This window comes from Mycobacterium sp. D16R24, assembly GCF_002013385.1.
Taxonomy (GTDB): domain Bacteria; phylum Actinomycetota; class Actinomycetes; order Mycobacteriales; family Mycobacteriaceae; genus Mycobacterium.
The window spans coordinates 247,998-270,155 of record NZ_MAEV01000004.1; the positions used below are offsets into that span (position 1 = coordinate 247,998).

Annotated in this window: 20 protein-coding genes and 1 riboswitch; of the genes, 9 read left to right on the forward strand and 11 right to left on the reverse strand. The window is 64.9% G+C overall.

Annotation, left to right across the window (positions count from 1 at the left end):
- Positions 1 to 3: 3 nt before the first annotated feature.
- Positions 4 to 1,035 (reverse strand): nucleoside hydrolase, encoded by a 1,032-nt coding sequence (locus tag B4383_RS03665; protein WP_078288316.1) that lies wholly within the window; start codon positions 1,033 to 1,035, stop codon positions 4 to 6.
- A gap of 68 nt (positions 1,036 to 1,103) precedes the next feature.
- Positions 1,104 to 3,116: an SDR family oxidoreductase gene (locus B4383_RS03670; RefSeq protein WP_078288315.1), complete on the reverse strand. Its 2,013-nt coding sequence runs from the start codon at positions 3,114 to 3,116 to the stop codon at positions 1,104 to 1,106.
- Positions 3,117 to 3,245: 129 nt separating this feature from the next.
- Between B4383_RS03670 and B4383_RS03675 the strand changes: the two genes are divergently transcribed.
- Positions 3,246 to 3,707 (forward strand): hypothetical protein, encoded by a 462-nt coding sequence (locus tag B4383_RS03675; protein ID WP_078288314.1) that lies wholly within the window; start codon positions 3,246 to 3,248, stop codon positions 3,705 to 3,707.
- 26 nt (positions 3,708 to 3,733) lie between these two features.
- The gene (locus B4383_RS03680) at positions 3,734 to 4,231 is read left to right on the forward strand and encodes a PH domain-containing protein (protein ID WP_078288729.1); all 498 of its coding nucleotides are present in this window, start codon (positions 3,734 to 3,736) and stop codon (positions 4,229 to 4,231) included.
- 216 nt (positions 4,232 to 4,447) lie between these two features.
- Here B4383_RS03680 and B4383_RS03685 read toward each other — a convergent pair whose 3' ends face one another.
- Positions 4,448 to 4,585: a hypothetical protein gene (locus B4383_RS03685; RefSeq protein ID WP_286143874.1), complete on the reverse strand. Its 138-nt coding sequence runs from the start codon at positions 4,583 to 4,585 to the stop codon at positions 4,448 to 4,450.
- Between the two features lie 118 nt (positions 4,586 to 4,703).
- Here B4383_RS03685 and B4383_RS03690 point away from each other — a divergent pair, with 118 nt between their 5' ends.
- Complete coding sequence (locus B4383_RS03690; RefSeq protein ID WP_078288313.1) at positions 4,704 to 7,985, forward strand: error-prone DNA polymerase; 3,282 nt, start codon at positions 4,704 to 4,706, stop codon at positions 7,983 to 7,985.
- Here the strand turns inward: B4383_RS03690 and B4383_RS03695 are convergent.
- Complete coding sequence (locus tag B4383_RS03695; protein WP_078288312.1) at positions 7,982 to 8,443, reverse strand: tRNA (cytidine(34)-2'-O)-methyltransferase; 462 nt, start codon at positions 8,441 to 8,443, stop codon at positions 7,982 to 7,984. The two genes, B4383_RS03690 and B4383_RS03695, sit on opposite strands and share 4 nt — an antisense overlap.
- Positions 8,444 to 8,599: 156 nt before the next feature.
- On the opposite strand from B4383_RS03695, the gene B4383_RS03700 reads away from it, so the two are divergent.
- The gene (locus tag B4383_RS03700; protein WP_286143875.1) at positions 8,600 to 8,737 is read left to right on the forward strand and encodes a hypothetical protein; all 138 of its coding nucleotides are present in this window, start codon (positions 8,600 to 8,602) and stop codon (positions 8,735 to 8,737) included.
- Between the two features lie 26 nt (positions 8,738 to 8,763).
- A complete protein-coding gene (locus B4383_RS03705) occupies positions 8,764 to 9,318 on the forward strand; it encodes a pentapeptide repeat-containing protein (protein ID WP_078288725.1) in 555 nt (184 codons plus the stop codon).
- Positions 9,319 to 9,329: 11 nt separating this feature from the next.
- Here the strand turns inward: B4383_RS03705 and B4383_RS03710 are convergent, their stop codons facing one another.
- The 3 genes from B4383_RS03710 to B4383_RS03720 are packed head-to-tail and all read right to left on the reverse strand — an operon-like array spanning position 9,330 to position 13,452.
- Positions 9,330 to 11,876 (reverse strand): ATP-binding cassette domain-containing protein, encoded by a 2,547-nt coding sequence (locus tag B4383_RS03710; protein ID WP_078288310.1) that lies wholly within the window; start codon positions 11,874 to 11,876, stop codon positions 9,330 to 9,332.
- A 56-nt stretch (positions 11,877 to 11,932) separates the two neighbouring features.
- Positions 11,933 to 12,250, reverse strand: a complete 318-nt coding sequence (locus B4383_RS03715) for a hypothetical protein (RefSeq protein WP_078288309.1) — start codon at positions 12,248 to 12,250, stop codon at positions 11,933 to 11,935.
- 23 nt (positions 12,251 to 12,273) lie between these two features.
- On the reverse strand, positions 12,274 to 13,452 hold the full coding sequence (locus tag B4383_RS03720; protein WP_078288308.1) for an NADH:flavin oxidoreductase: 1,179 nt from the start codon (positions 13,450 to 13,452) through the stop codon (positions 12,274 to 12,276).
- 89 nt (positions 13,453 to 13,541) lie between these two features.
- Here B4383_RS03720 and B4383_RS03725 point away from each other — a divergent pair, with 89 nt between their 5' ends.
- From B4383_RS03725 to B4383_RS03735, 3 genes are read left to right on the forward strand one after another with little or no spacing between them, the layout of a single operon-like run.
- Positions 13,542 to 14,192: a nitroreductase family protein gene (locus B4383_RS03725; RefSeq protein ID WP_078288307.1), complete on the forward strand. Its 651-nt coding sequence runs from the start codon at positions 13,542 to 13,544 to the stop codon at positions 14,190 to 14,192.
- Positions 14,193 to 14,211: 19 nt separating this feature from the next.
- Positions 14,212 to 15,057, forward strand: a complete 846-nt coding sequence (locus B4383_RS03730) for a bifunctional methylenetetrahydrofolate dehydrogenase/methenyltetrahydrofolate cyclohydrolase (protein WP_078288306.1) — start codon at positions 14,212 to 14,214, stop codon at positions 15,055 to 15,057.
- Positions 15,054 to 15,383 (forward strand): DUF3017 domain-containing protein, encoded by a 330-nt coding sequence (locus B4383_RS03735; RefSeq protein WP_078288305.1) that lies wholly within the window; start codon positions 15,054 to 15,056, stop codon positions 15,381 to 15,383. The genes B4383_RS03730 and B4383_RS03735 overlap by 4 nt, the downstream gene beginning before the upstream one ends.
- A gap of 4 nt (positions 15,384 to 15,387) precedes the next feature.
- Here the strand turns inward: B4383_RS03735 and B4383_RS03740 are convergent, their stop codons facing one another.
- The 4 genes from B4383_RS03740 to B4383_RS03755 all read right to left on the reverse strand — a co-directional run bounded on the left by B4383_RS03740 (position 15,388) and on the right by B4383_RS03755 (position 19,390).
- Positions 15,388 to 16,056: a hypothetical protein gene (locus B4383_RS03740; RefSeq protein WP_078288304.1), complete on the reverse strand. Its 669-nt coding sequence runs from the start codon at positions 16,054 to 16,056 to the stop codon at positions 15,388 to 15,390.
- Positions 16,057 to 16,123: 67 nt separating this feature from the next.
- Entirely contained in the window at positions 16,124 to 16,858 is a 735-nt protein-coding gene (locus B4383_RS03745; RefSeq protein ID WP_078288303.1) for a class I SAM-dependent methyltransferase, read from the reverse strand.
- A 19-nt stretch (positions 16,859 to 16,877) separates the two neighbouring features.
- Positions 16,878 to 17,999, reverse strand: a complete 1,122-nt coding sequence (locus tag B4383_RS03750; RefSeq protein WP_078288721.1) for a homoserine O-acetyltransferase — start codon at positions 17,997 to 17,999, stop codon at positions 16,878 to 16,880.
- A 62-nt stretch (positions 18,000 to 18,061) separates the two neighbouring features.
- Positions 18,062 to 19,390, reverse strand: coding sequence for a bifunctional o-acetylhomoserine/o-acetylserine sulfhydrylase (locus B4383_RS03755; RefSeq protein ID WP_078288302.1), 1,329 nt, complete (start codon positions 19,388 to 19,390; stop codon positions 18,062 to 18,064).
- Between the two features lie 140 nt (positions 19,391 to 19,530).
- Positions 19,531 to 19,667, reverse strand: a riboswitch (SAM riboswitch).
- A gap of 214 nt (positions 19,668 to 19,881) precedes the next feature.
- Here B4383_RS03755 and B4383_RS03760 point away from each other — a divergent pair.
- Positions 19,882 to 22,119: an NADP-dependent isocitrate dehydrogenase gene (locus B4383_RS03760; RefSeq protein WP_078288301.1), complete on the forward strand. Its 2,238-nt coding sequence runs from the start codon at positions 19,882 to 19,884 to the stop codon at positions 22,117 to 22,119.
- Positions 22,120 to 22,158 lie beyond the last annotated feature (39 nt).

Below are 22,158 nucleotides of genomic sequence, written 5' to 3' on the forward strand. Positions count from 1 at the left end.
GAATCAGCGAGTGCCGTCAACCTTTTGCGCGAAGACGCTTACTCGCTCGATGAATCGCGCGAAGAATGCCTCGGGGTCGGTCTCCACCGCGATCTGTGCATTGGGCTTCTGGCCCCACTGGCCCTTCCAGTCCGCGATGGTCATCGCACGGGTCAGATCGCCGGTCAGCTCCACATCCACGGTCGCGGAACGCGTTTGGACTAATGCTGGGTCCAGCGCCGCCGCGGCGGCGAACGGATCGTGCATATGCGCCAAGAAGCCCTCGTCCTGCTTCATGTGGAATTCGAAATAGAAACGCACCGCGTCTTCGATGAATCGCAGCAGCGAGTTGGTCGCCGCCGAACGGCTCGACGGAAGGTCGAGCACCGACAGCGGCGTGGTGGTGGCACCTGTGGCCTCGGCCAGTTTGACCAGATGCTCCGGTGTCATGGCGATCGTCTCGGTGAGATTCAAACCGCACACGATCGGAAGTTCCTGCACGCCAGCGGCTCCCCAAGCGGCGTACACCTCCGCCGTCGCGCCCGGATCCACCACGACATTCCATTCCGCCACCGGCGTGGTGTTGCCAGGGTAGTCGAAGGAGCCGCCCATGATGACGAGCCGTTTGATGAGTTTGGGCAACTCGGGCTCGGTGCGCAGGGCCAGCGCCAAATTGGTGAGCGGGCCGGTCGCCAGGCCCACCAACTCGCCGGGGTGCGCGTGCGCGGCCCTCACCCAGGCCTCGGCCGCGTCGTAATCGGTGAGTGTGCGCGTGGTCTCCGGCAGTACGGCATATCCGAGCCCGGTGGGTCCGTGTGTGTCTTCCGCGGTCCGTAGCGCCGCGCTCAACGGCTCGGCGACGCCCTTGGACACGGGGATCTGCGGGGCGTTGCACAGCTCCAGCAGGCCCAGATTATTCGCGCACACATGATCCACCGAGACATTGCCCGCCGTAGAGGCGATACCGACGATCTCCACCTCCTCGCTAGCGAGGAGGAAGATCAATCCCAGTGCGTCGTCGACTCCGGTATCAACGTCGGCAAAAATGGAAACCATGGACGTCAATCTACCGTCAGTTAGCTCGCCAATCCGGGCACCGACGCGATGTGGGGCCCGCTTCTAACTCACCAGTGCACCCCGGGGATGAGGCGCACCACCTTCATCACCGGACCGGGAACACGTAATTTCGGCACGGCCGCAACACGCTTGGCGGCCTTGGGGCGACGTCGCGAGGTCGACAGGTCCTGGCGATCGTCGACAGGCTCCAAGCCCCGGGCGGCCCGGGAGTCTGGGTATGCCAGATACATCTGGTGCATGATCCGGCGGGTCAGCTTCGGTGTCATATACCGGCCGATATCGGCGTAGGTACCCATCGGGTGGTCGATCCGGGTCGGCTTCTCGATCAGTCCGCGAACCACCATGGCGGCGGCATGTTCCGGTGTGAGCCCGCGCACCACGTTCAGCTTGTTTGAAGGCTGAATCATCGGTGTCTTCACCAGCGGCATATGGATGTTGGTGAAGGTGATGTGATCCGACACCGTCTCGGTCGCGACCACATCGGAGAAGGCATCCAGTGCCGCCTTGGTGGGGATGTACGACGCGTACTTGGGGTTGCGGGTCTGCACCCCGGCCGTCGACACATTGACGACATGGCCGAATTTCCTTTCCCGCCAATGGGGGAGGAGTGCCAAGACCAGACGCACGGCGCCAAAGTAGTTGATCGCCATGACTCGTTCGTAGTCATGGAATCGGTCGACAGTGTTCACCACCGAGCGGCGAATCGAGCGACCGGCGTTGTTGACCAGGTAGTCCACATGCCCGAACTGGCCGAGGATGCTCTTCACGGTGTCGTCGACGGCCGAGTAGTCGGTCAGATCGCAGGGGAACGAATGTGCCTTACCGCCGTCCTCGCGAATCTCCGCGACGAGGTTGTCGAGCGCCTCGGCGTCGCGCGCTACGGCGAAGACGGTGCCACCGCGCTGGGCGACCGCGATGGCTGCCGCACGTCCGATACCGCTGGACGCACCGGTGATGATGACGTGCCGGCCGACCAGCGGTCCGGCGGGGTCGTCGCGGCGGTACCGCTCCGGGTCCAGGTTCTTGCGCCAGTACTGATACAGCTTGCCCGCGTAGCTGCTAAACGGGGGCACGGTAATGCCGCTGGGACGCAAGGCTTTTTGTGTCGTCTCGGAGACGAAGGTAGGCATGATCTCGGTGATGTCGATGACCTCGGGCGGGATGCCGAGCTGGGTGACCACCATGTTGCGCCAGACCTTGAGTGTGCCGCGTGCCCGCAGAAACGGGGTGGCCATGGCATGGGGAAGCGAGCCACGCACGGGTGGCAGACCGGCAGCGGGGGCAATGCCTGAGTAGATATCGCGCAGGTAGGTCACCTCGGGATTGGTCAGGTGGAAGGCCTGCCCATCACGGCCCTCCTGGTGCATCAGCTCGACGGTCGCGTCGACGACGTAATCGACCGGAACGATGTTGGAGCGCCCGGCCTTTGGCAGCATCATCGGTGTGAACCGGGGCAGGCGGGCAAGCTTGGCGAACACCCCGAAGAAGTAGTACGGGCCGTCGATCTTGTCCATCTCGCCGGTCTTGGAATCGCCGACCACGACGGCAGGCCGGTAAATCCGGAAGTGCAGGCCGGGTTCCGAGCGCACCAGCAACTCTGCCTCGAACTTGGTCTGGTGATATGGCGTCGGCAGATCCTGGTTGACGTCGAAGTCTTCCTCGGTGAACTCGCCCTCGTAACTGCCCGCGACCGCGATGGAAGAGATGTGGTGCAGGGTGGCACCGGTGCGTTTGGCCAGCGCGATGACCGATCGGGTGCCCTCCACGTTCGCGGCGCGCTGTGCCTTGTCGTCCACGGTGATGTCATAGATCGCGGCACAGTGCACGATGTGATCGGCGGTGACCGGATCCCCGTCGGCGGGCAGGCCCAGATCGGGCTGAGTGAGGTCACCCACCAGCGGCTGCACGCGATCGTCCCATTGTTCGGCGAGCTTCTCGAACCGCGAGAGGGATTCACGCCGCACCAGGACGGCGACCTCGGCGCCCGGCTGGGTCTCGAGAATTCGGGACACGATCCGTCGTCCGATGAAGCCGGTGCCGCCGGTAACGATGTATTTCACGTGCTACCTCTGAGACTGTTAGGCCGCTTATCGGCCCGGTTGGAGTCATCGTTGCCGTTTTGGGGTGTTTCGTCAACGCTGTGTGACAAGTTCGTCATTGGGGAGTTAGCCATGGGGGATACTCCAGGAATGTCGCGCATCCAGGTGTTCAGTGCTGCCCGGACCACGGGCAGTGCTGCCTGGTGGACGTGCGTGGTAGCCGTGCTGGTGAACCGGGGGCTCGACCCTCGGGGCTGGGATTTCGGTTGGACCGCGTACACACCGCTGACCGATGGTGCGCCGCGCCGCTATGCCGACTACGTCACGTCGTTCGACCCCACCGTGCAGCTGGTGGGCGTGGTCGTGTTCGCCGCGTTTTCGATCGTGGTGGTCTCGGCCGTCGTCGAGATGGTGATCATTCGGCAGTGGCGGGCCGTGGTGACAGTTGTTATCCCATTCATCTCGATGGGGGTGATTGGCTACGCGTTCGGTGGCATCGACAGTACGGTCATCTGGTCGCCGACTGCGATTCTGGTATTCGTCCTTGCGGCCGTGGCGATACGGCAGGTGTGGATGCGTCGGTTCGCTCCGACGATGGGGGATGAACGGTGATCGATACGGTGTCCACGACGCCTGTGATGCCGATTGTGCCGGTCGGGCGCGGCGCCAGCAGATCGGCGCCTGTGCTCTGGGCCATCCAATACGCAGTGGCCTGCATCCCTCTGGTTGCCGTGGTCGCGGCGGTATGGGCCGTGACGGCGCCGCCCGCGCACGCGAGCACCCCGTTGCAGCATGCGGTGGGCGTGTTGGGGCTGCTGTGCATCGCCGGTGCGGTGGCGTGGGTGATCCTTCGGCCCCTGCAGCGCTATCGCGCATATCGGTGGGGTGTCCTCGACGACGACCTGGTCTATATCGCATCGAAGACGTTGTGGCTCAAATCTTTCTGGGTCATTCCGTTTGCTTTGGTGCGGACTGTGGAACTGCGGCAAGACCCACTGTCGCGATCCTTGGGGCTGGCGATGGTGGTGGTGCGGGCGGACCAGGGGGAGCTGCGGATCGTGGGCCTGGATGTCGAGACCGCGCGCGAGGTCGTCGAGAGGCTGTTCGAGCTGGTGGATGAGGCTTCGGTATATTAATAACGCGACGTTGCTCCCGGCCTACCGCGAGGTCGCGAGTGTTAACATCGCTGCGCTGCCGTGAACTAAATATGTTCTCCGACAATAATTCTGGTTGTTAACTGGGCTCGGAGATGAGGCGGGCTGATGGAGCGGAAACACGATTATCGAGGGCCTGCCCAATGGGGACCTGCTGTTCAATAGTGTGGGCGGCCGGCTCCGCGCGAAGATCTCGCGTTAGCCCACACTTTCGCTGAGCGAGCGGATCTCCTCGACGGCGCTGGTGAGCGCCGCCGGATCGGGCGACAACCCGGCGAGAATCGTGTGCGCGGCCGAAAGCCCGGCCGCGTCGAGCAGCTGCCCTTCGTTGGTCACCCACGCGCCGCGTGCGGCCCGCGCGGCGTGGGCGTACTCCATCGCGGCGACGGCCAGTAGTCCCGCGACGGAGTCACCCCGGATATGTATACGAACATATGTTCGATAAACTGGTGGAATGGGCTGGTCACAAGGTCCCCCGACCTGGGCGGAAATGGAGCGGGTGCTTGATGGGCGCCCCAACCGTCACGCGCCTCCGGGGGATGGCGGGGATGGTCCGGCGTGGAGCCGAAAGCGCCCACCCTATGAGCCGTCCACCCGTGAGCGCGGACGGTCGGCGGTGCGCTACGCAGAGCTGCACGCACATTCGGCGTTCAGCTTTCTCGACGGCGCCAGCCTGCCGGAGGAGATGGCGCAGGAGGCGTCGCGCCTTGATCTCAAGGCGCTGGCCATCACCGACCACGACGGCTTCTACGGGGTTGTGCGTTTCGCGGAAGCTGCCAAGGAGCTCGGCTTGCCCACCGTGTTCGGCGCGGAACTATCCCTTGGCGGGCAGGGCAATACGGAAGACTCGATACACCTGCTGGTGCTGGCTCGTGGCCAGGAGGGGTACCGGAGGTTGTCGCGGCAGATGGCGACCGCGCACCTGTCTGGTGGTACGCCCAAAGATCGAAAGGGTAAGCCGCGCTATGACCTTGATGCGCTTACCGAGGCAGCGGAAGGGCACTGGCACATCCTGACCGGCTGTCGTAAGGGTCATGTGCGACGGGCGCTTGCCGGCGGCGGCCCCGGTGCGGCTGAGACGGCGCTGGCCGATTTGGTCGATCGGTTCGGGTCCGGTCGCGTCAGCATAGAGCTCAGCAGGCATGGGCATCCGGATGAGGATGACCGCAATGCGATGCTCGCCGCGCTCGCTCCAAGATTTGGTATGGGTGTAATAGCGACCACGGCAGCACATTTCGCGAGACCGGACAATGGAAGGCTGGCGATGGCGATGGCGGCGGTGCGGGCGCGTAAGAGCCTTGATGATGCGGCGGGATGGCTGGACCCGGTGGGCGGCGCACATTTGCGTTCCGGAGACGAGATGGCGCGGTTGTTTTCCCATTGTCCGGAGGTGGTGACGGCGGCCGCCGAGCTGGGGGAGTCATGCGCCTTCGATCTACGGCTCATTGCCCCACAATTGCCGCCGTTCGACGTCCCGTCCGGCCACACCGAGGACAGCTGGTTGCGGCACCTGGCCCTCGATGGTGCCGCACGGCGATATGGTCCTAGGGCGGGCGCGGAGAAGGCCTATGCCCAAATCGAGCGTGAGCTGGATGTCATTGCCCAGCTGAATTTCCCGGGCTATTTCCTGGTGGTGCATGACATCACCCAGTTCTGCCGCCGCAGTGACATCCTGTGCCAGGGCCGTGGTTCCGCTGCCAACTCGGCGGTCTGCTACGCGCTCGGGGTCACCAATGTCGACCCGGTAGCCAATGGCCTGCTCTTCGAACGGTTCCTGTCACCGGCCCGCGATGGGCCGCCGGATATCGACGTCGATATCGAATCGGACGAGCGGGAACAAGCCATCCAGTACGTCTACAACAAGTACGGCCGTGAATACGCCGCTCAGGTGGCCAATGTCATCACCTATCGCGGTCGCATGGCAGTGCGGGACATGGCCAAAGCTCTTGGATTTGCGCAGGGGCAACAGGATGCGTGGAGTAAGCAGCTCGGGCACTGGGGCGGCTTGGCGGATGCGGCAGAAGTCGACGGCATCCCGGCGCAGGTGATCAATCTGGCGGGGCAGATCAAGAATTTTCCCCGGCATATGGGCATCCATTCGGGTGGCATGGTCATCTGTGATCGTCCGCTGGCGGATGTGGTGCCCGTCGAATGGGCCCGCATGGAGAACCGCAGCGTGCTGCAGTGGGACAAAGATGATTGCGCGGCAGTGGGTTTGGTGAAGTTTGACCTGCTGGGCCTGGGAATGCTCTCGGCGCTGCACTATTGCATCGATCTGGCGGCGGAACATAAGGGAATCACGGTTGATCTCGCTCATATAGACCTCAAAGAGCAGGCGGTCTACGAGATGCTGGCCCGTGCCGATTCGGTGGGGGTGTTTCAGGTGGAGTCGCGCGCGCAGATGGCCACGCTGCCCCGACTGAAGCCCAAGTGTTTCTACGATTTGGTGGTCGAGGTGGCGCTTATCCGGCCCGGGCCCATTCAGGGTGGCTCGGTGCACCCATACATTCGGCGGTACAACGGTATTGACAAAGACTGGGAGCATGACCATCCCTCAATGGCGGCGGCGTTGGACAAGACTCTTGGGGTGCCGCTGTTCCAGGAACAGCTGATGCAGCTGGCGGTCGATGTGGCCGGTTTCAGCCCCGCCGAATCCGATCAGCTGCGCCGGGCGATGGGCTCCAAACGCTCGCCCGAGCGGATGGAACGGCTGCGTGCCAGGCTCTACGAAGGCATGGCGCGCTTACATGGAATCACCGGAGAGCTGGCCGACCGGATCTACGAAAAGCTTTACGCCTTTGCCAATTTCGGTTTCCCGGAAAGTCACGCGCAGAGCTTCGCCTCGTTGGTGTTCTATTCGTCGTGGTTCAAGCTGCACCATCCGGCCGCGTTCTGCGCGGCGCTGCTGCGCGCGCAGCCCATGGGTTTCTACTCGCCGCAGTCCTTGGTGGCCGATGCCCGTCGCCACGGTGTCACCGTGCACGGCCCCGATGTCAACGCCAGCCTGTCGTATGCGACGTTGGAGAATGCGGGCCTGGAGGTCCGGATGGGCCTGAGCGCCGTCCGTCACATCGGAGATGACCTGGCTCAGGCGATTGTCCAGGAGCGAAAAGCGCACGGCGCGTTTGCTTCTCTGCTTGATCTGACCGGTCGCATCCAGCTGACCACGGCGCAGGTCGAGGCCCTGGCCACGGGAGGCGTGCTGGGCTGCTTCGGTATGTCCCGGCGTGAGGCGCTGTGGGTCGCGGGTGCGGCCGCCGCGCAGCGGCCCGACCGGTTGCCCGGAGTCGGGGTGTCTTCCCGGATTCCGGAGCTACCGCCGATGGGGGAGGTGACTCGTGCCGCCGCCGATGTGTGGGCCACCGGAGTCACCCCCGATGCGTATCCCACACAGTTCCTGCGGGAACAGCTTGACGAGTTGGGTGTCGTTCCGGCTAAGGGACTTTTCGATGTTCCGAACGGGGCGCGGGTGCTGGTGGCGGGAGCTGTCACGCATCGTCAACGGCCGGCCACCGCGGCCGGGGTGACGTTCATCAATCTTGAGGACGAGACGGGCATGGTGAACGTGGTGTGCTCGGTGGGCCTGTGGGCTAGGTACCGCAGGCTGGCGGTGACCGCCCAGGCGTTGATCATTCGTGGCCAGGTTCAGAATGCCAGCGGAGCCATCACCGTGGTGGCCGATCAGCTTCGGCCACTGGATCTGCGGGTCAAATCCACCTCGCGCGACTTCCGTTAGACGGACCCGTGAAAACCGTGCTGACGCCAGGCCTCGTAGGCGACGATGGCTGCGGCATTGGACAGGTTCAGGGATCTGCGGCCGAGTAACAGCGGAATACGCACTTTCTCGGTGATGTGTGGATCGGCCAGGACCTCGGGATCAAGTCCGGTGGGCTCGGGCCCGAACAGCAGCACATCACCCGGCTGGTAGGCGATATCGGTGTACGTGATGCTGGCGTGGGCGGTGAAGGCGTACACCCGTTGCGGTTGCAGTGCTTCCCAAGCAGCGGAAAGGCTCTCGTGGACCGTCACCGACGCCATGTCGTGATAGTCCAGGCCGGCCCGACGTACTTTGGCTTCCGAGAGGTCGAACAGTGGCTGCACCAGATGCAGCTCGCATCCGGTGCCCGCCACCATCCGGATCGCATTCCCGGTATTGGGAGCGATCCGGGGCTCGTGGAAGAGGATGCGGAACACCCAACCATTATGGTTTAGAAGCGATGAAGTCTCATCGGCGGTTTGGGGCTGCTGAAGGTTCGGTTGACTCCTTGACCTGCCCTACGGATCGGTTACCCGTTGTGGTCTGAAGAGTCAATCAGACCTTCAGCAGCCCCAAACCTCTACGCCGAGATCGTGAAACGGCTTTCCTTACGGGGGACACCGCCGGATCACGTCACCATTGTGCTGCGCGAGAGCGTGACAGAGAATTGGGGAATCCGTGGCGGTCAGGTTGCCTGCGATATCGACCTGGGTTTCGATGTGAACGTCTGACGGACCCGCCGGGCATGATGTCCGTCATGGCCGAGCACTGGATTGACCGTGAGATCACCGCGGAGACCTTCTACGACGAAGACTTTCGCGAACTGCGCACCGAGCGTGTGGTCTTCACCGAATGCGATTTCAGCGGAGCCAATCTCACCGAGTCGCTGCATATCGGCACGGCCTTCCGCAACTGCACCTTCCGCCGCACCTCCCTGTGGCATTCGGAGTTCCGCCAGTGCAGCCTGCTGGGCTCCACTCTCACCGACTGCCGGGTGCGTCCGTCGAAGTTCATCGAGACCGATTTCACCCTGTCCTCGCTCGGCGGTCTCGATCTGCGCGAGATGGATTTGTCGGACTGCCGTTTCCGGGAGGCCAACCTGGTGGGCACCGACATGCGCAAGGCCAATCTGCACGGTGCCGACTTCACCGGCGCCCGCACACAGAGTCTCAAGCTCGACGGCGCCGACCTGCGCGGTGCCCGCATCGACCCGACGCTGTGGACCACCGCAAGCCTGGTCGCCGCGAAAGTCGATCTGCCGCAGGCTGTCGCGTATGCCGCAGGGCACGGACTCGATGTGCACGGCGGCTAGCGACAGAGGATCTAGCCCTTGAGGCGGATGCGCCAGCGCACGAACCCCGCCATCACCAGCGCCAGTAGCGCCAGGATGCCCATGTCGAACAGCCATGTTCCGGCATCGTGATTCCACAACTCGTCCTGCGGCCCCACCGGTACCAGCTTGCGCAGGTCGGTGGTCGAGGCCGTTGCCGCGAATCCCCAGCGAGACGGGAACAGGAACGAGAACTGTTCCAGTCCCGCACGTCCCGTCACCGGGATGAGACCGCCGCTGAATACGATCTGCGTCATGGTGGCGATCACCAGCATCGGCATCACCTGCTCAGCGGAGGTGGCCAACGAAGACAGCACCAGGCCCAGCACGGTGGCCGCGCACGCGGTCGCGGCCACGGCGACCCACAGCTCGAAGTTGGCGTTGCCGAGCAGTACCGCACCCTGCGTCGGCCCACCGCGGACAATCACGATGACTGCGGTCATCACCGCGGACTGGACGATGGCGGCACCGCAGTAGGTGATGATCTTGGCCAGCAGATAGGCCGTGGCCGACAGGCCTACTGCCTGTTCACGCCGGTAGATCACTCGTTCACCGATCAAGTCACGGATGGTTAGCGCCAGGCCCAGGAAGCTTGCGCCGAGGTTAGTCAGCGCCAGTAGCAGTCCCGGTTCGTTCGGGTTGTCGGGCAGCGCCACGTTGAAACCGGCGCTGCCGGGTACCGACAGCACCAGTCCGGCAAGAACGAACGGCAGCAGTGCAAGGAAGATGAAGTATCCGCGGTCGGCCAGGATCAGCCGCCCCTGACGCCGCGCCACCGTCGAGACCTGCCGCAGCAGACTGGTCTTGGGTGGCTTCCCGAGGTCGCCGGGTTTCACCGGGGCGGTGACGGGTTTGTTCGCGGCAGGGTGCCGCGTCAGATAGGCCTGGTGCACACCGTCCGGGTCGGCCGCGGCATTGGCGAAAATATCGGCCCAGTCGGTGGTACCCATCTCCTGGTTGATGGTGCGAGGAGGTCCGCAGTAGGCGGTCTTGCCGCCGGGCGCCAGCAGCAGCACCTGGTCGCAGTAGCTCAGATAGGTCAGCGAGTGCGTGACGACCACAACCACGCGGCCGGCATCGGCGAGCTGGCGCATCAGGCTCATCACCTGACGGTCTAGCGCCGGATCCAGACCGGAGGTGGGCTCGTCCAGGATCAGTAGCGACGGACCGGTGAGCAGCTCCATGGCCACCGAGGCGCGCTTGCGCTGTCCACCAGAGAGCTTGTCGACGCGGGTCTCGGCGTGCTTGGTCATCTCGAGTTCCTCGAGAACCCGGGACACCACCTGTTCGCGGTCTTCCTTGCTGGTGTCCGGCGGCAGTCGCAGCTCGGCGGCGTAATGCAGCGCCTGGCTGACGGTCAGCTGCGGGTGCACCACATCGTCCTGCGGCACCATGCCAATGCGGTTTCGCATCACGGCGTACTCGGCGTGCACCCCGTGACCTTCGAAGGACACCATGCCCGCCGACGGTTGGGTGTTGCCGACGATCAGCCGGGCCAGGGTGGACTTGCCGGCGCCCGAGGGGCCGATGACCGCGGTGAGCGAGCCGGGCCCTGCCGAGAAGCTGATGTTGTCGAGCAGCTTCTTGCCACCCTCGACGGTGAAGTCGATGCCCTGCACCTCAAGACCGCCGACGCGGGTGGCGATCGTGGGTTTGACGAGTGTGCCGTCTTGGACGACGAGGTCGACGTTACCGATGGTGACGGTGTCGCCCTCGCGCACCGTTGCCTGCTCCACCTGGACACCGTTGACGAAGGTGCCGTTGATGGTGTGCAGGTCCTGGATTTCCAGGCCACCAGCGGTGGGAAGCAACAAGGCGTGGTGCCGTGAGGCCAGCACGTCGTTGACGACGATGGTGTTGTCGGGGGCACGGCCGACGGTGACGGCACCGGGTGACGGTTTCGGCGCGCCGCCGCCGATGCCCAGCGCCCGCATCGCGCGGGTACCGAACGGCTCTACCGGCTCGGCGGAGTGCGCGGCGGGTATCGGGGTGGGCGCTGACGGGTACTGCTGGCGCGGGCGGGTGGGCCCGGAGGCCCCATAGGTTTGGGGCCCCGAGGGCGGTGCGCTGTACGGGTGCTGCTGGCTAGGCGGCTGCCCGTAGGTCTGCGGACCGGACTGGTATCCGCCGGTCGGGTAGTGCTGCTGAGTGCCGGTGTAGGCAGCCGGCTGCAGGCCCGACACATGACCGCGCATAGTGGGGGGAGCGATCCCCAGCTGTGTCTCGCCGCCGAGACCGCCGAGGGCGAACGTCATCCGAGGTCCGCCCGGGTCACCGAGGTTGATCACCGTGTCATCGCGCACCTCGACCCAACCGACCTGGCGACCGTTGACGAAGATGCCGTTGAGGCTGCGTTGGTCCTCGGCGATCCATTTGCCGTCGACAAACCTGATTATCAGGTGAATACGCGACACCAAGGGGTGCGTGATGCGTACATCGGCGTGGATATCGCGGCCGATATGAATGTCGTGCCCGGGTGCGAACTTTCGTTCGTCACCATCGAATACCACGGTGAGAGTGGGTGCTTCCCGACCAGTCATCGTCACCGACTGTATCGGGTCGCGCGGTGGGACCGTCCTTCCCGCGCCGGGCGCGGCTACAGGGACTGGACCAGATACAAGGTCCGGGCAAGCGCGGCGACGCACAGCGCCGGCCAATACCAAATGTGGCACTGGCGCCAGTGTCCGATGCCCATCGCTACCGGCGACACCATGCACATCAGCACCGTCAGCAACGACCAGACGAATACCTTGCCGGCGTCATCGGCCTGCTCGGGGAAGGCGCCGCCGAACCCGACGGGGAAGATGGCCGCGAATGCGACGACGCACGCCGTGATACTCGCTAACACCCACAACAGCCAGCTGACGACGGCTTCGGCGATACCCGGCCTGCGTGGCTCGGGCGCAGTCGTCATGGGAGCCGATGCTAGGTCAATACTCAGGTAAGGACGCAGTGGGTTCGGCTGAAAATCGTGGCCATGCACTGATTGCAGTGCGTGCACCGCGAATGAGTGGTCCGGTCGGCCGCCACCCGATTCACCAGATCCGGATCGGCCAGCAGCGCGCGGCCCATGGCCACGAACTCAAAGCCTTCCGCCATCGCCAGGTCCATGGTGTCGCCGCCGGCGATACCGCCCAACAGAATCAGTGGCATGTCCAGTTCGGCACGGAACCGGCGGGCGTCGTCGAGCAGGAACGCGTCGCGGTAGGGGTAGGACCGGAAGAACTTCTTTCCCGTGACGCGCACGCCCCATCCGAGGGGTTTGGGGAAGCCCTTGGCGAGTTCGCGGATCGGCACCTCGCCGCGGAACAGATACATGGGGTTGACCAGGGAGCTGCCCGCGGTGAGTTCGAGGGCATCGAGTCCGCCGTCTTCTTGCAGCCACCGCGCGGTCTGCAGGGATTCCTCAAGGGGAATGCCCCCGCGGATGCCGTCGGTCATGGTGAGTTTCGCGGTCACGGCCAGCCGGTTACCGGCCACCTTGCGTACCGCCTGAACCACCGCGCGCGCCACCTTGGCTCGGTTGGCCAGCGATCCGCCGTACTCGTCTCCCCGCCGGTTGAACAGCGGGCTCAGGAAGGAACTCACGAAGTATCCGTGGCCCAAATGGATTTCGACGGCGTCGAAACCGGCCTCGATGGCGAGACGGGCCGCATTCGCATGCGCGGCGATCACGCCCTCGATGTCGGAGGCGCTGGCCCGTCGGGCGAACTTCATGCCCAACGGGTTGAAGAACCGGATCGGGGAGAGGGCACGTGACCCGTTCGATCGTGCGTTGGCCACCGGGCCGGCATGGCCGATCTGCGCCGAGACCGCGGCGCCGGTGTCGTGGATGGCGTCGGTAAGGCGCCGCAACCCCGGCAGCGCCTCCTCGCGCATCCATACCTGGCCGTACTCCGTGCGGCCTTCTGGGGCGACGGCGCAGTACGCGACCGTGGTCATGCCGACTCCGCCCAGTGCGGGCCTGCGGTGGTACTCGATGAGATCGCCGGTGACCAGTGCGTCGGGGGAGGCGGCCTCAAATGTCGCGGCCTTGATCGTCCGATTGCGCAGCGTGATGGGGCCAAGCCGTGCGGGTGCCAGCACATCGGGGATATTGCGAACGTCGGCGGCCACGTTCCGGAGATTACGCCGCGGAAGGGGCTGGCGAATTCTGGATATGCACTCCTACTTTTCGGCTCGGCCACGCGTTGTACGTTCGTCTCATGACCTCCCTGAATCTGTCAGCCGATGAAGTTCTGACCACCACCCGTTCGGTGCGCAAGCGCCTCGATTTCGACAGGCCCGTCGAACGTTCGGTCATCGAGGAATGTCTGAACATCGCGATGCAGGCGCCGACCGGTTCCAACCATCAGGGCTGGCACTTTGTCATCGTCGAGGACGCCGACAAGAAGAAGGCCATCGCCGACATCTACCGCGCGGGCTGGAACAAGTACGCCACCGGCCAGGGCCCCGAGTACGCCGAGGGCGACACCCGGGGGGAGCGACGCGACAAGGTGGTGGACTCGGCCGGCTACCTCGCCGAGAACTTCGAGCGGGCACCGCTGTTCCTGATTCCCTGCATCGAGGGGCGTCTCGACAACCTGCCTGTGGTCGGGGCGGCGTCCACCTGGGGATCGCTGCTGCCCGCGGTGTGGAGCTTCATGCTCGCCGCGCGTAACCGTGGTTTGGGATCGGCCTGGACGACGTTGCACCTGATGGACGACGGTGAGAAGCGCACTGCCGACATCCTGGGCATCCCGTTCGACAAGGTCACCCAGGGCGGGCTGTTCCCCATCGCATACACCGTCGGTACCGACTTCCGGCTGGCCAAGCGTCAGCCGCTCTCGGACGTCCTGCACTGGGACACCTGGTGACAGCTGGAATACTGAGCGTGTGACGGCGACTCGACTTGACGGTAAGGCCACCCGCGACGAGATCTTTGTGGAGCTGGCCACGCGCGCCGCGGCGCTCACTGCGGCGGGCAGGACACCGGGCCTGGGCACCATCCTCGTCGGGGATGACCCGGGCTCGCAGGCCTATGTCCGCGGCAAGCACAACGACTGCGCCAAGGTGGGCATCAACTCGATCCGCCGCGATCTGCCGGCCGATATCGATCAGGCCACGCTGTGCGCGACCATCGACGAGCTGAACGCCAACCCGGACTGCACCGGATACATCGTGCAGTTGCCGCTGCCCAAGCACCTCAACGAGAACGAGGCGCTGGAGCGCATCGACCCCGACAAGGACGCCGATGGTCTGCATCCGACGAACCTGGGCCGGCTGGTGCTGGGCAAGGAAGCACCGCTGCCCTGCACACCGCGCGGAATCGTGTATCTGCTGCGCCGCTACGACGTCAAGCTCGACGGTGCGCATGTCGTGGTGATCGGCCGTGGCGTCACGGTGGGCCGTCCGCTCGGGCTGCTGCTGACCCGGCGTTCGGAAAATGCGACGGTCACGCTGTGTCACACCGGAACTCGCGATCTGGCCGCACTGACCCGGCAGGCCGACATCGTCGTCGCCGCCGCCGGGGTGCCGCATATGGTGACCGCCGACATGATCAAGCCGGGCGCCGCGGTGATGGATGTCGGCGTGAGTCGTGTCGACGACACGTTGACCGGCGATGTGGCGCCGGACGTCTGGGACGTCGCCGGATACGTCTCGCCCAATCCTGGTGGAGTCGGGCCGTTGACCCGAGCCTTCTTGCTCACCAACGTGATCGAGCGGGCGGAACGTTCGTGACGGCCCTGCAGCCCGAGTCACGCGGTCTTCTCCCGGCGATACTTGACGCCATCCGCCGCTTCACCCGTCAGCAGTGGCCGATCCTGGCGGTGTCTGCGGTGTTCCTGGTGGCGCTGGGATTGGTGGTCGCCGACCGTTGGCGGCGCGGCGCGCTGGTCGTGGGAATCGCTGTGGGTGTGGCCGCAGCGCTGCGGCTGGTGCTTACCGACGAGACTGCGGGGTTATTGGCGGTACGCGGTAAGACCTTTGACGTCGGTGCCCTCGGCGCCGTAGCGGCGGTGATGGTTTATCTGGCGCTGACGATCGACCCGCTGGGCACCGGATAGGCGCCTACTTGAGCAGCTGCACCGAGCGTGCAATGGAGTCGGCCTGCTCGCTGAGGAACTGTTCGGACGGCTCTCCGCTGGGACTGCCGGTGTTGCTCGTGGCGATCTGCCAACGCTGATCGCCCTGTCCGACAAACGCCACGTAGATCTTCGGCGTAGTGGCAACCGGCGGCTTGCCCTCTGTGGCAGGGGGCTTCTCCAGTTCCAGGCTGGCCGAGGCTCCGGGCAGGTTGGGGCCGTCCCATGAATCTCTTTTATCCGCAGTGACTTTCGACTTTCGGGTCTTGACGAAGGCGCTCACCGCGTCGGCGTTCGACGATGCCAACCAGTCCTTCACTTCGGGGGCGTCATCCGAAGGCGCCAACTTACGGATGCGCACATACTGCGCGAACTCCGACGACTCCCACTTGGGCCGGACCTGGTAGGTGACCAGTCCCTTGTTGTCGTGCACCCCGTCGGAGAAGGCCACCCAGTCGTGCGGGACGGTGACGTAGATGCCCAGCTCCGGGATGAACTGCCGCGTGTGCCGTTCGGTGGGGGTGCTGCTGGTGGCGGATGCGGACTCATTCTTGGCGTCCGAAGACGATCCGTTGGATCCACAGCCGGCAAGTGTCGGGATCAGCAGTGTGGTGGTGACAAAGAGGGCTGCCAGCAGGCGGCGATCCGTACGCACGGGTACACCGTAGCGGCACCGGGCGGGTTCGTCTCTGTGAACCGGGGCACCCGATCCGGGGGTGCCCCTATTGGTTCAGGTTCGCCCGGATGCTCACGGTGACATAGGGCAGCGCCAGGCCCGTCGATTGTGCCAACGCCGGGTGGGTGGCCAGTAGCTCTCGTACCTGTTGCAGTGTCTTCTTTCGGGCGGCCTCGGGGGCGGTTATGCAGTAGCTGCGCGAGGCCACCATGTCCAGAAGTGCTTGCGGCGTAAGGTAACTCGTCCACTCGACCTGGTGTCGCTCTTGCCCGGTGAACGGTGCGGGCAGGCTGACGGCGTGGTTGAACGGATCGTTCTCGCTGCCGATGATTTTGCCGAGATTGGCGACCCAGCCCAGCCGTTCATCGCGGGTGTTCCACACCAGCCCCAGTCGGCCGCCGGGGCGCAGCACACGAGCGACTTCGGGAATGGCACGTTCGGGATCCACCCAGTGCCAGGCCTGCGCCACCAATACCGCATCCACACTGTTGTCCGGCAGCGGAATCTCCTCGGCGGAACCCAGTAGCGCTGGGGTATCGGGGAGCGAGTTGCTCAGCACCTCAAGCATTTCGGCGAGGGGATCCACCGCGACCACGTTGAGTCCGCGCTCCACCAGGCGGGTGGTCAGCTTCCCGGTGCCGGCACCCAGATCCAGGACGTCGTGTGCTCCGGCCGGCAGTAGCCAGTCGATGGCCTCGGGTGGGTAGGAGGGGCGGCCCCGCTCGTAGGCCGCAGCCTGGGAACCGAACGACAGCGATGGCTCTGCGTGTGCGTCCGGCATTCGCGCTCCTCGGGTTCCGTTACGAAGCCTGTGTTGACTTGGACAGGGCGAGTGTTTCCCGCACCAGCTCGCTCACCGCGTCGAACTCGATGAGGAACGCGTCGTGGCCGTGCACCGATTCCACCACCCGCAAGCCGGTACAACCGGGCAGCAGGTCCGCTAATTCCGCCTGCAGCCGTAGCGGGTACAGCCGGTCGGACGTGATGCCGCCGACGACGACGGGGACAGGGCAGCCGCGCAGCGCCTTCTCCACGCCGCCACGGCTCCGCCCGACGTCGTGCCGGTTGAGTGCCTCGGTCAAGATGACGTAGCTGCCGGCGTCGAAGCGCCGAACGAACTTGTCGCCCTGATGTTCGAGGTAGCTCTGCACCGCGTATCGGCCACCGGCCCACGGATCCTCGGGCCCGTCCGGGCCGACCTGGGGATCGTTGCCAAACCTGGTGTCCAGCTCGACCTCGCCGCGATAGGTCAGATGTGCGATGCGCCGGGCGAGGTTCAGTCCCTTTTCGGGGGCGCGTCCGCTGCCGTGGTAGTCGCCACCCATCCAGTCCGGATCGGACTGGATGGCGGCGATCTGCGTGTTCTGGGTGCCGATCTGATCGCCGGTGGCACGGGCGCCGACTGCCAGCACCAGCGCCGCACGCACCGAATCCGGTTGCATGACAGCCCATTCCAGTGCGCGCGCGCCACCCATCGATCCGCCGACGACGGCGGCGATCTCGGTGATCCCGAATTGTGCGAGTGCGGCGATGTCGGCATTCACCTGATCGCGCACCGACACCTCGGGGAACCGCGAGCCCCAGGGCTTTCCGTCCTCGGCAAGGGAAGTCGGGCCGGTTGTGCCACGGCAGCCGCCCAGCACGTTGGTGGCGACCGCACACCACTGGTCGGTGTCGATCGCTGCACCCGGGCCGATGATTCCTTCCCACCAGCCGCCGGTGATGTGGTCGGGACCGGCGGTTCCGACCACATGTGAGTCGGCGGTGAGCGCATGGCAGACGAAGACGACGTTATCGCGGCGCGGCGAGAGCTCTCCCCAGCTCTGTACCGCCACGGTCACGTCGTCGATGACAGCGCCACTTTCCAGCGTGATCGAACCTATTGGTACATAGGCGATCTCATCGCCCTGGGGCAGGGCGATGCATGACGCGGGAAGCTGCTGGTCGGCGGATGAGCCGCTTGCGCGAAGATCGTCGGTCAAGGTCACGATGATGCCACCGCCGCGGCCTGTTCGAGTCGCCGCACCGCGGCGAATCCGCTGTCCAGATCGGCCAGGATGTCGTCGATGCCCTCGATGCCGACCGCCAAGCGGACCAGTCCCGGCGTAACACCGGAGGCCACCTGTTCGGCGGGTGCGAGCTGCGCGTGCGTCGTCGTCGCGGGGTGGATCACGAGCGATCGCACGTCACCGATGTTGGCGACCTGGCTGTGCAAGGTCAGCGAATCGATGAAGGTGGTGGCCGCCTCAGCGCCGCCGTCCAGCTCGAAGGCGAGTACGGCGCCGGCACCCTTGGGGGCCAGCTCTTTCGCGCGTTCGTGCCAGGGGGAGGTGGGCAGCCCGGCGTAGTTGACGTGGGTGACCCCCGGCTGGGCGACGAGGTAATTAGCGACGCGTTCCGCATTTTCTACATGGCGCTGCACGCGCAGGCTCAACGTCTCCAGGCCCTGGGCGATGAGGAACGCGTTGAACGGCGAGATGGCGGGGCCGAGGTCGCGCAGTAGCTGCACGCGGGCCTTGAGTGCGTAAGCCGGTGCGCCCAGGTCGGCGAAGACCACGCCGTGGTAGCTCGGGTCTGGCGTGGTGAATCCGGGGTGGCGGCCCTGTGTCCAATCGAAGGTGCCGCCGTCGATGATCACCCCGCCGATCGCATTACCGTGTCCACCAAGGTATTTGGTGGCCGAGTGCACCACGATGTCGGCGCCGTGCGTCAGCGGCTGAATCAAATACGGCGTGGCGACGGTGTTATCGACGATGAGGGGGACGCCTGCCGCGTGCGCGATCTCCGAAATGCCGGGAATATCGAGAATGTCGTTCTGCGGGTTGGAGATCGACTCGGCGAAGAGTGCCTTGGTCTGCGGGGTGATGGCCCGGCGCCAGGACTCCAGATCGTCGGGATCCTCGACGAAGGTGGTCGTGACGCCCAGACGCGGCAACGTGTAGTGCAGCAGGTTGTAGGTGCCGCCGTACAGGCGCGGGCTGGACACGATGTTGTCGCCGGCCTGCGCGATGTTGAGGATGGCCAAGGTTGCGGCTGCCTGTCCGGACGCCAGCAGCAGCGCCGCCACACCGCCCTCGAGGGCGGCGATGCGCTGCTCCACGACGTCTTGGGTCGGGTTGCCGATGCGCGTGTAAATGTTGCCCTCTTCGGACAGGCCGAACAGCGCCGCCGCGTGTGCGGTGTCGTTGAAGACGTACGACGTGGTCTGGTAGATCGGCAGAGCCCGGGCGTTGGTTGCCGCATCGGGGGACTGGCCCGCGTGGATCTGCTTGGTCTCAAACGCCCACTGGGCGGTGGGATCGATATCGGTCATGGAAACCTCCTGGTGGTCGGTGCGGGGCTGGCGGTTTAGAGCATGCGACAGCGACAACAACGACAACAGGTATGCAGGGATTCACCCCCGGGGGACAAATACTTCATCGGGCCAACCTGTCTTCTCGGGGCCCGCCATCGGACCCGCGCTTGCCGTGTGGCCGACTGTCCTTTCATAACCCAGTCGGCTACTCAACCTGGTCATCACCCGGGGCACCCCACCGCGGTTGGAGGGTTGCCGACCAGCGAGCCGGGGCTTGACGCTGGTGCTCATGACCAGTGAGAAGCCTATCGCAATTCACCGAATGGTTGCCACCAGGTATGCCAGGCGCCACTCGACGGTGCTGGGGAAGCCGCGATGGGAGCGCAATCACAGGCCGTCCGCCCGCCTAGGCTCGGAGACGACGTGATACTGAATAGGACGAGCCTGGCGACCCACCGGTCGCCAGATCTACCTCAGATTCTGACCGACCAACGACGCCGGGAGTGACCATGAGTGCGCAGCAGCCAACCATCATCTACACGCTGACAGACGAGGCGCCGCTACTCGCGACGTACTCCTTCTTGCCGATCATCCGGGCCTTCGCCGGGCCGGCAGGTATCGACGTCCAAACCACCGATATTTCCGTTGCCGCGCGCATCCTCTCCGAGTTCTCCGACTACCTTCCCGAAGACCAGCGGGTTCCGGACAACCTGGCCGAGCTGGGCCGCCTGACGCAGTTGCCGGAGACGAACATCATCAAGCTGCCGAACGTCAGCGCGTCGGTGCCGCAGCTGCTGGCCGCCATCAAGGAACTGCAGGGCAAGGGCTACAAGCTGCCCGACTACCCAGAAGACCCGCAGAACGACGAAGAGAAGGACATCTTGGCGCGGTACACCAAGTGTCTCGGCAGTGCCGTGAACCCCGTTCTGCGCGAAGGCAACTCGGACCGTCGTGCGCCGCGTGCGGTGAAGGAGTACGCGCGCAAGCACCCGCACAGCATGGGCGAGTGGTCGCAGGCGTCGCGCACCCACGTCGCGACCATGAAGGAAGGCGACTTCTACCACGGTGAGAAGTCGTTGACGCTGGATCGCGCCCGCAAGGTGAAGATGGTGCTCACGACGGCGACGGGCGAGGCCACAGTGCTCAAGGCCGAGGTGAAGCTGGGCGAGGGCGACATCATCGACAGCATGTTCATGAGCAAGAAGGCGCTCTGCGCCTTCTATGAAGAGCAGATCGAGGATGCGTACAAGACCGGCGTGATGCTCTCTCTGCACGTCAAGGCCACCATGATGCGGGTCAGTCACCCCATCGTTTTCGGACACGCGGTGAAGATCTTCTACAAGGATGCCTTCGCCAAGCACCAGGCGCTGTTCGACGAGCTGGGCGTGAACGTCAACAACGGCATGTCCGACCTTTACAGCAAGATCGAGGCGCTGCCCGCCTCGCAGCATGAGGAGATCATCCGCGACCTGCATGCCTGCCACGAGCACCGCCCCGAACTGGCCATGGTGGATTCGGCCAAGGGCATCTCGAACTTCCACTCGCCCAGCGACGTGATCGTGGACGCTTCCATGCCCGCCATGATCCGGGCCGGCGGAAAGATGTACGGCGCGGACGGCAAGCTCAAGGACACCAAGGCCGTCAACCCCGAGTCGACCTTCTCGCGGATTTACCAGGAGATGATCAACTTCTGCAAGACCCACGGCCAGTTCGACCCGACCACCATGGGCACCGTGCCCAATGTCGGTCTCATGGCACAGAAGGCCGAGGAGTACGGCAGTCACGACAAGACGTTCGAGATCACCGAGGCCGGTGTCGCCGACATCGTCGACATCGACACCGGCGAGGTGCTGCTGAGCCAGAACGTGGAGGCTGGCGATATCTGGCGCATGCCGGTCGTCACCGATGCCGCGATCCGGGACTGGGTGAAGCTGGCCGTCACCCGCGCGCGGGAATCCGGAATGACCGTGGTGTTCTGGCTGGACACCGAGCGTCCGCACGAGAACGAGCTGCGCAAGAAGGTCAAGACCTACCTCAAGGATCACGACACCGAGGGCCTCGAGATCCAGATCATGCCGCAGGTGTGGGCCATTCGGTACACCATGGAACGGGTGATCCGCGGGCTGGATACGATCTCGGCGACCGGCAACATCCTGCGCGATTACCTGACCGACCTGTTCCCGATTCTGGAGCTGGGCACCAGCGCCAAGATGCTCTCCATCGTGCCGCTGATGGCCGGTGGCGGGTTGTACGAGACCGGGGCCGGTGGTTCGGCGCCCAAGCACGTCAGCCAGCTGGTCGAGGAGAACCACCTGCGGTGGGATTCACTCGGCGAGTTCCTGGCGTTGGCCGTGAGCCTGGAGGACCTGGGTATCAAGACCGGGAACCCGCGGGCCAAGATCCTGGCCACCACGCTGGATGCCGCGACCGGGAAGCTGCTGGAGAACGACAAGAGCCCGTCACGCAAGGCTGGTGAGCTCGACAACCGCGGCAGCCAGTTCTACCTGGCTCTGTACTGGGCGGCCGAGCTTGCCGCGCAGACCGAGGACGTTGAGCTGGCCGAGCTGTTCGCGCCGCTGGCCAAGCAATTGGTCGAGAACGAGGATGCGATCGTGGCGGAACTTGCCGCGGTGCAGGGCAGCCCTGCCGATATCGGTGGCTACTACCAGCCGGACGCCGCGAAGACCACTGCGGTGATGCGGCCGAGCCAGACCTTCAACGCCGCCTTGGCATCCGTCGAGGTGTAGCTCGATGCGTCGAGTGTGAAACCTGGGCGGTGAATCAGC

Bases quoted from the DNA above. Each gene is read 5' to 3' on its own strand.
- B4383_RS03705 (WP_078288725.1), top strand. From the start codon at position 8,764: ATGGCCGAGCACTGGATTGACCGTGAGATCACCGCGGAGACCTTCTAC.
- B4383_RS03745 (WP_078288303.1), bottom strand. From the start codon at position 16,858: ATGCCGGACGCACACGCAGAGCCATCGCTGTCGTTCGGTTCCCAGGCT.
- B4383_RS03665 (WP_078288316.1), bottom strand. From the start codon at position 1,035: ATGGTTTCCATTTTTGCCGACGTTGATACCGGAGTCGACGACGCACTG.
- B4383_RS03760 (WP_078288301.1), top strand. From the start codon at position 19,882: ATGAGTGCGCAGCAGCCAACCATCATCTACACGCTGACAGACGAGGCG.
- B4383_RS03675 (WP_078288314.1), top strand. From the start codon at position 3,246: ATGTCGCGCATCCAGGTGTTCAGTGCTGCCCGGACCACGGGCAGTGCT.
- B4383_RS03715 (WP_078288309.1), bottom strand. From the start codon at position 12,250: ATGACGACTGCGCCCGAGCCACGCAGGCCGGGTATCGCCGAAGCCGTC.
- B4383_RS03755 (WP_078288302.1), bottom strand. From the start codon at position 19,390: ATGACCGATATCGATCCCACCGCCCAGTGGGCGTTTGAGACCAAGCAG.
- B4383_RS03690 (WP_078288313.1), top strand. From the start codon at position 4,704: ATGGGCTGGTCACAAGGTCCCCCGACCTGGGCGGAAATGGAGCGGGTG.
- B4383_RS03710 (WP_078288310.1), bottom strand. From the start codon at position 11,876: ATGACTGGTCGGGAAGCACCCACTCTCACCGTGGTATTCGATGGTGAC.
- B4383_RS03725 (WP_078288307.1), top strand. From the start codon at position 13,542: ATGACCTCCCTGAATCTGTCAGCCGATGAAGTTCTGACCACCACCCGT.
- B4383_RS03680 (WP_078288729.1), top strand. From the start codon at position 3,734: ATGCCGATTGTGCCGGTCGGGCGCGGCGCCAGCAGATCGGCGCCTGTG.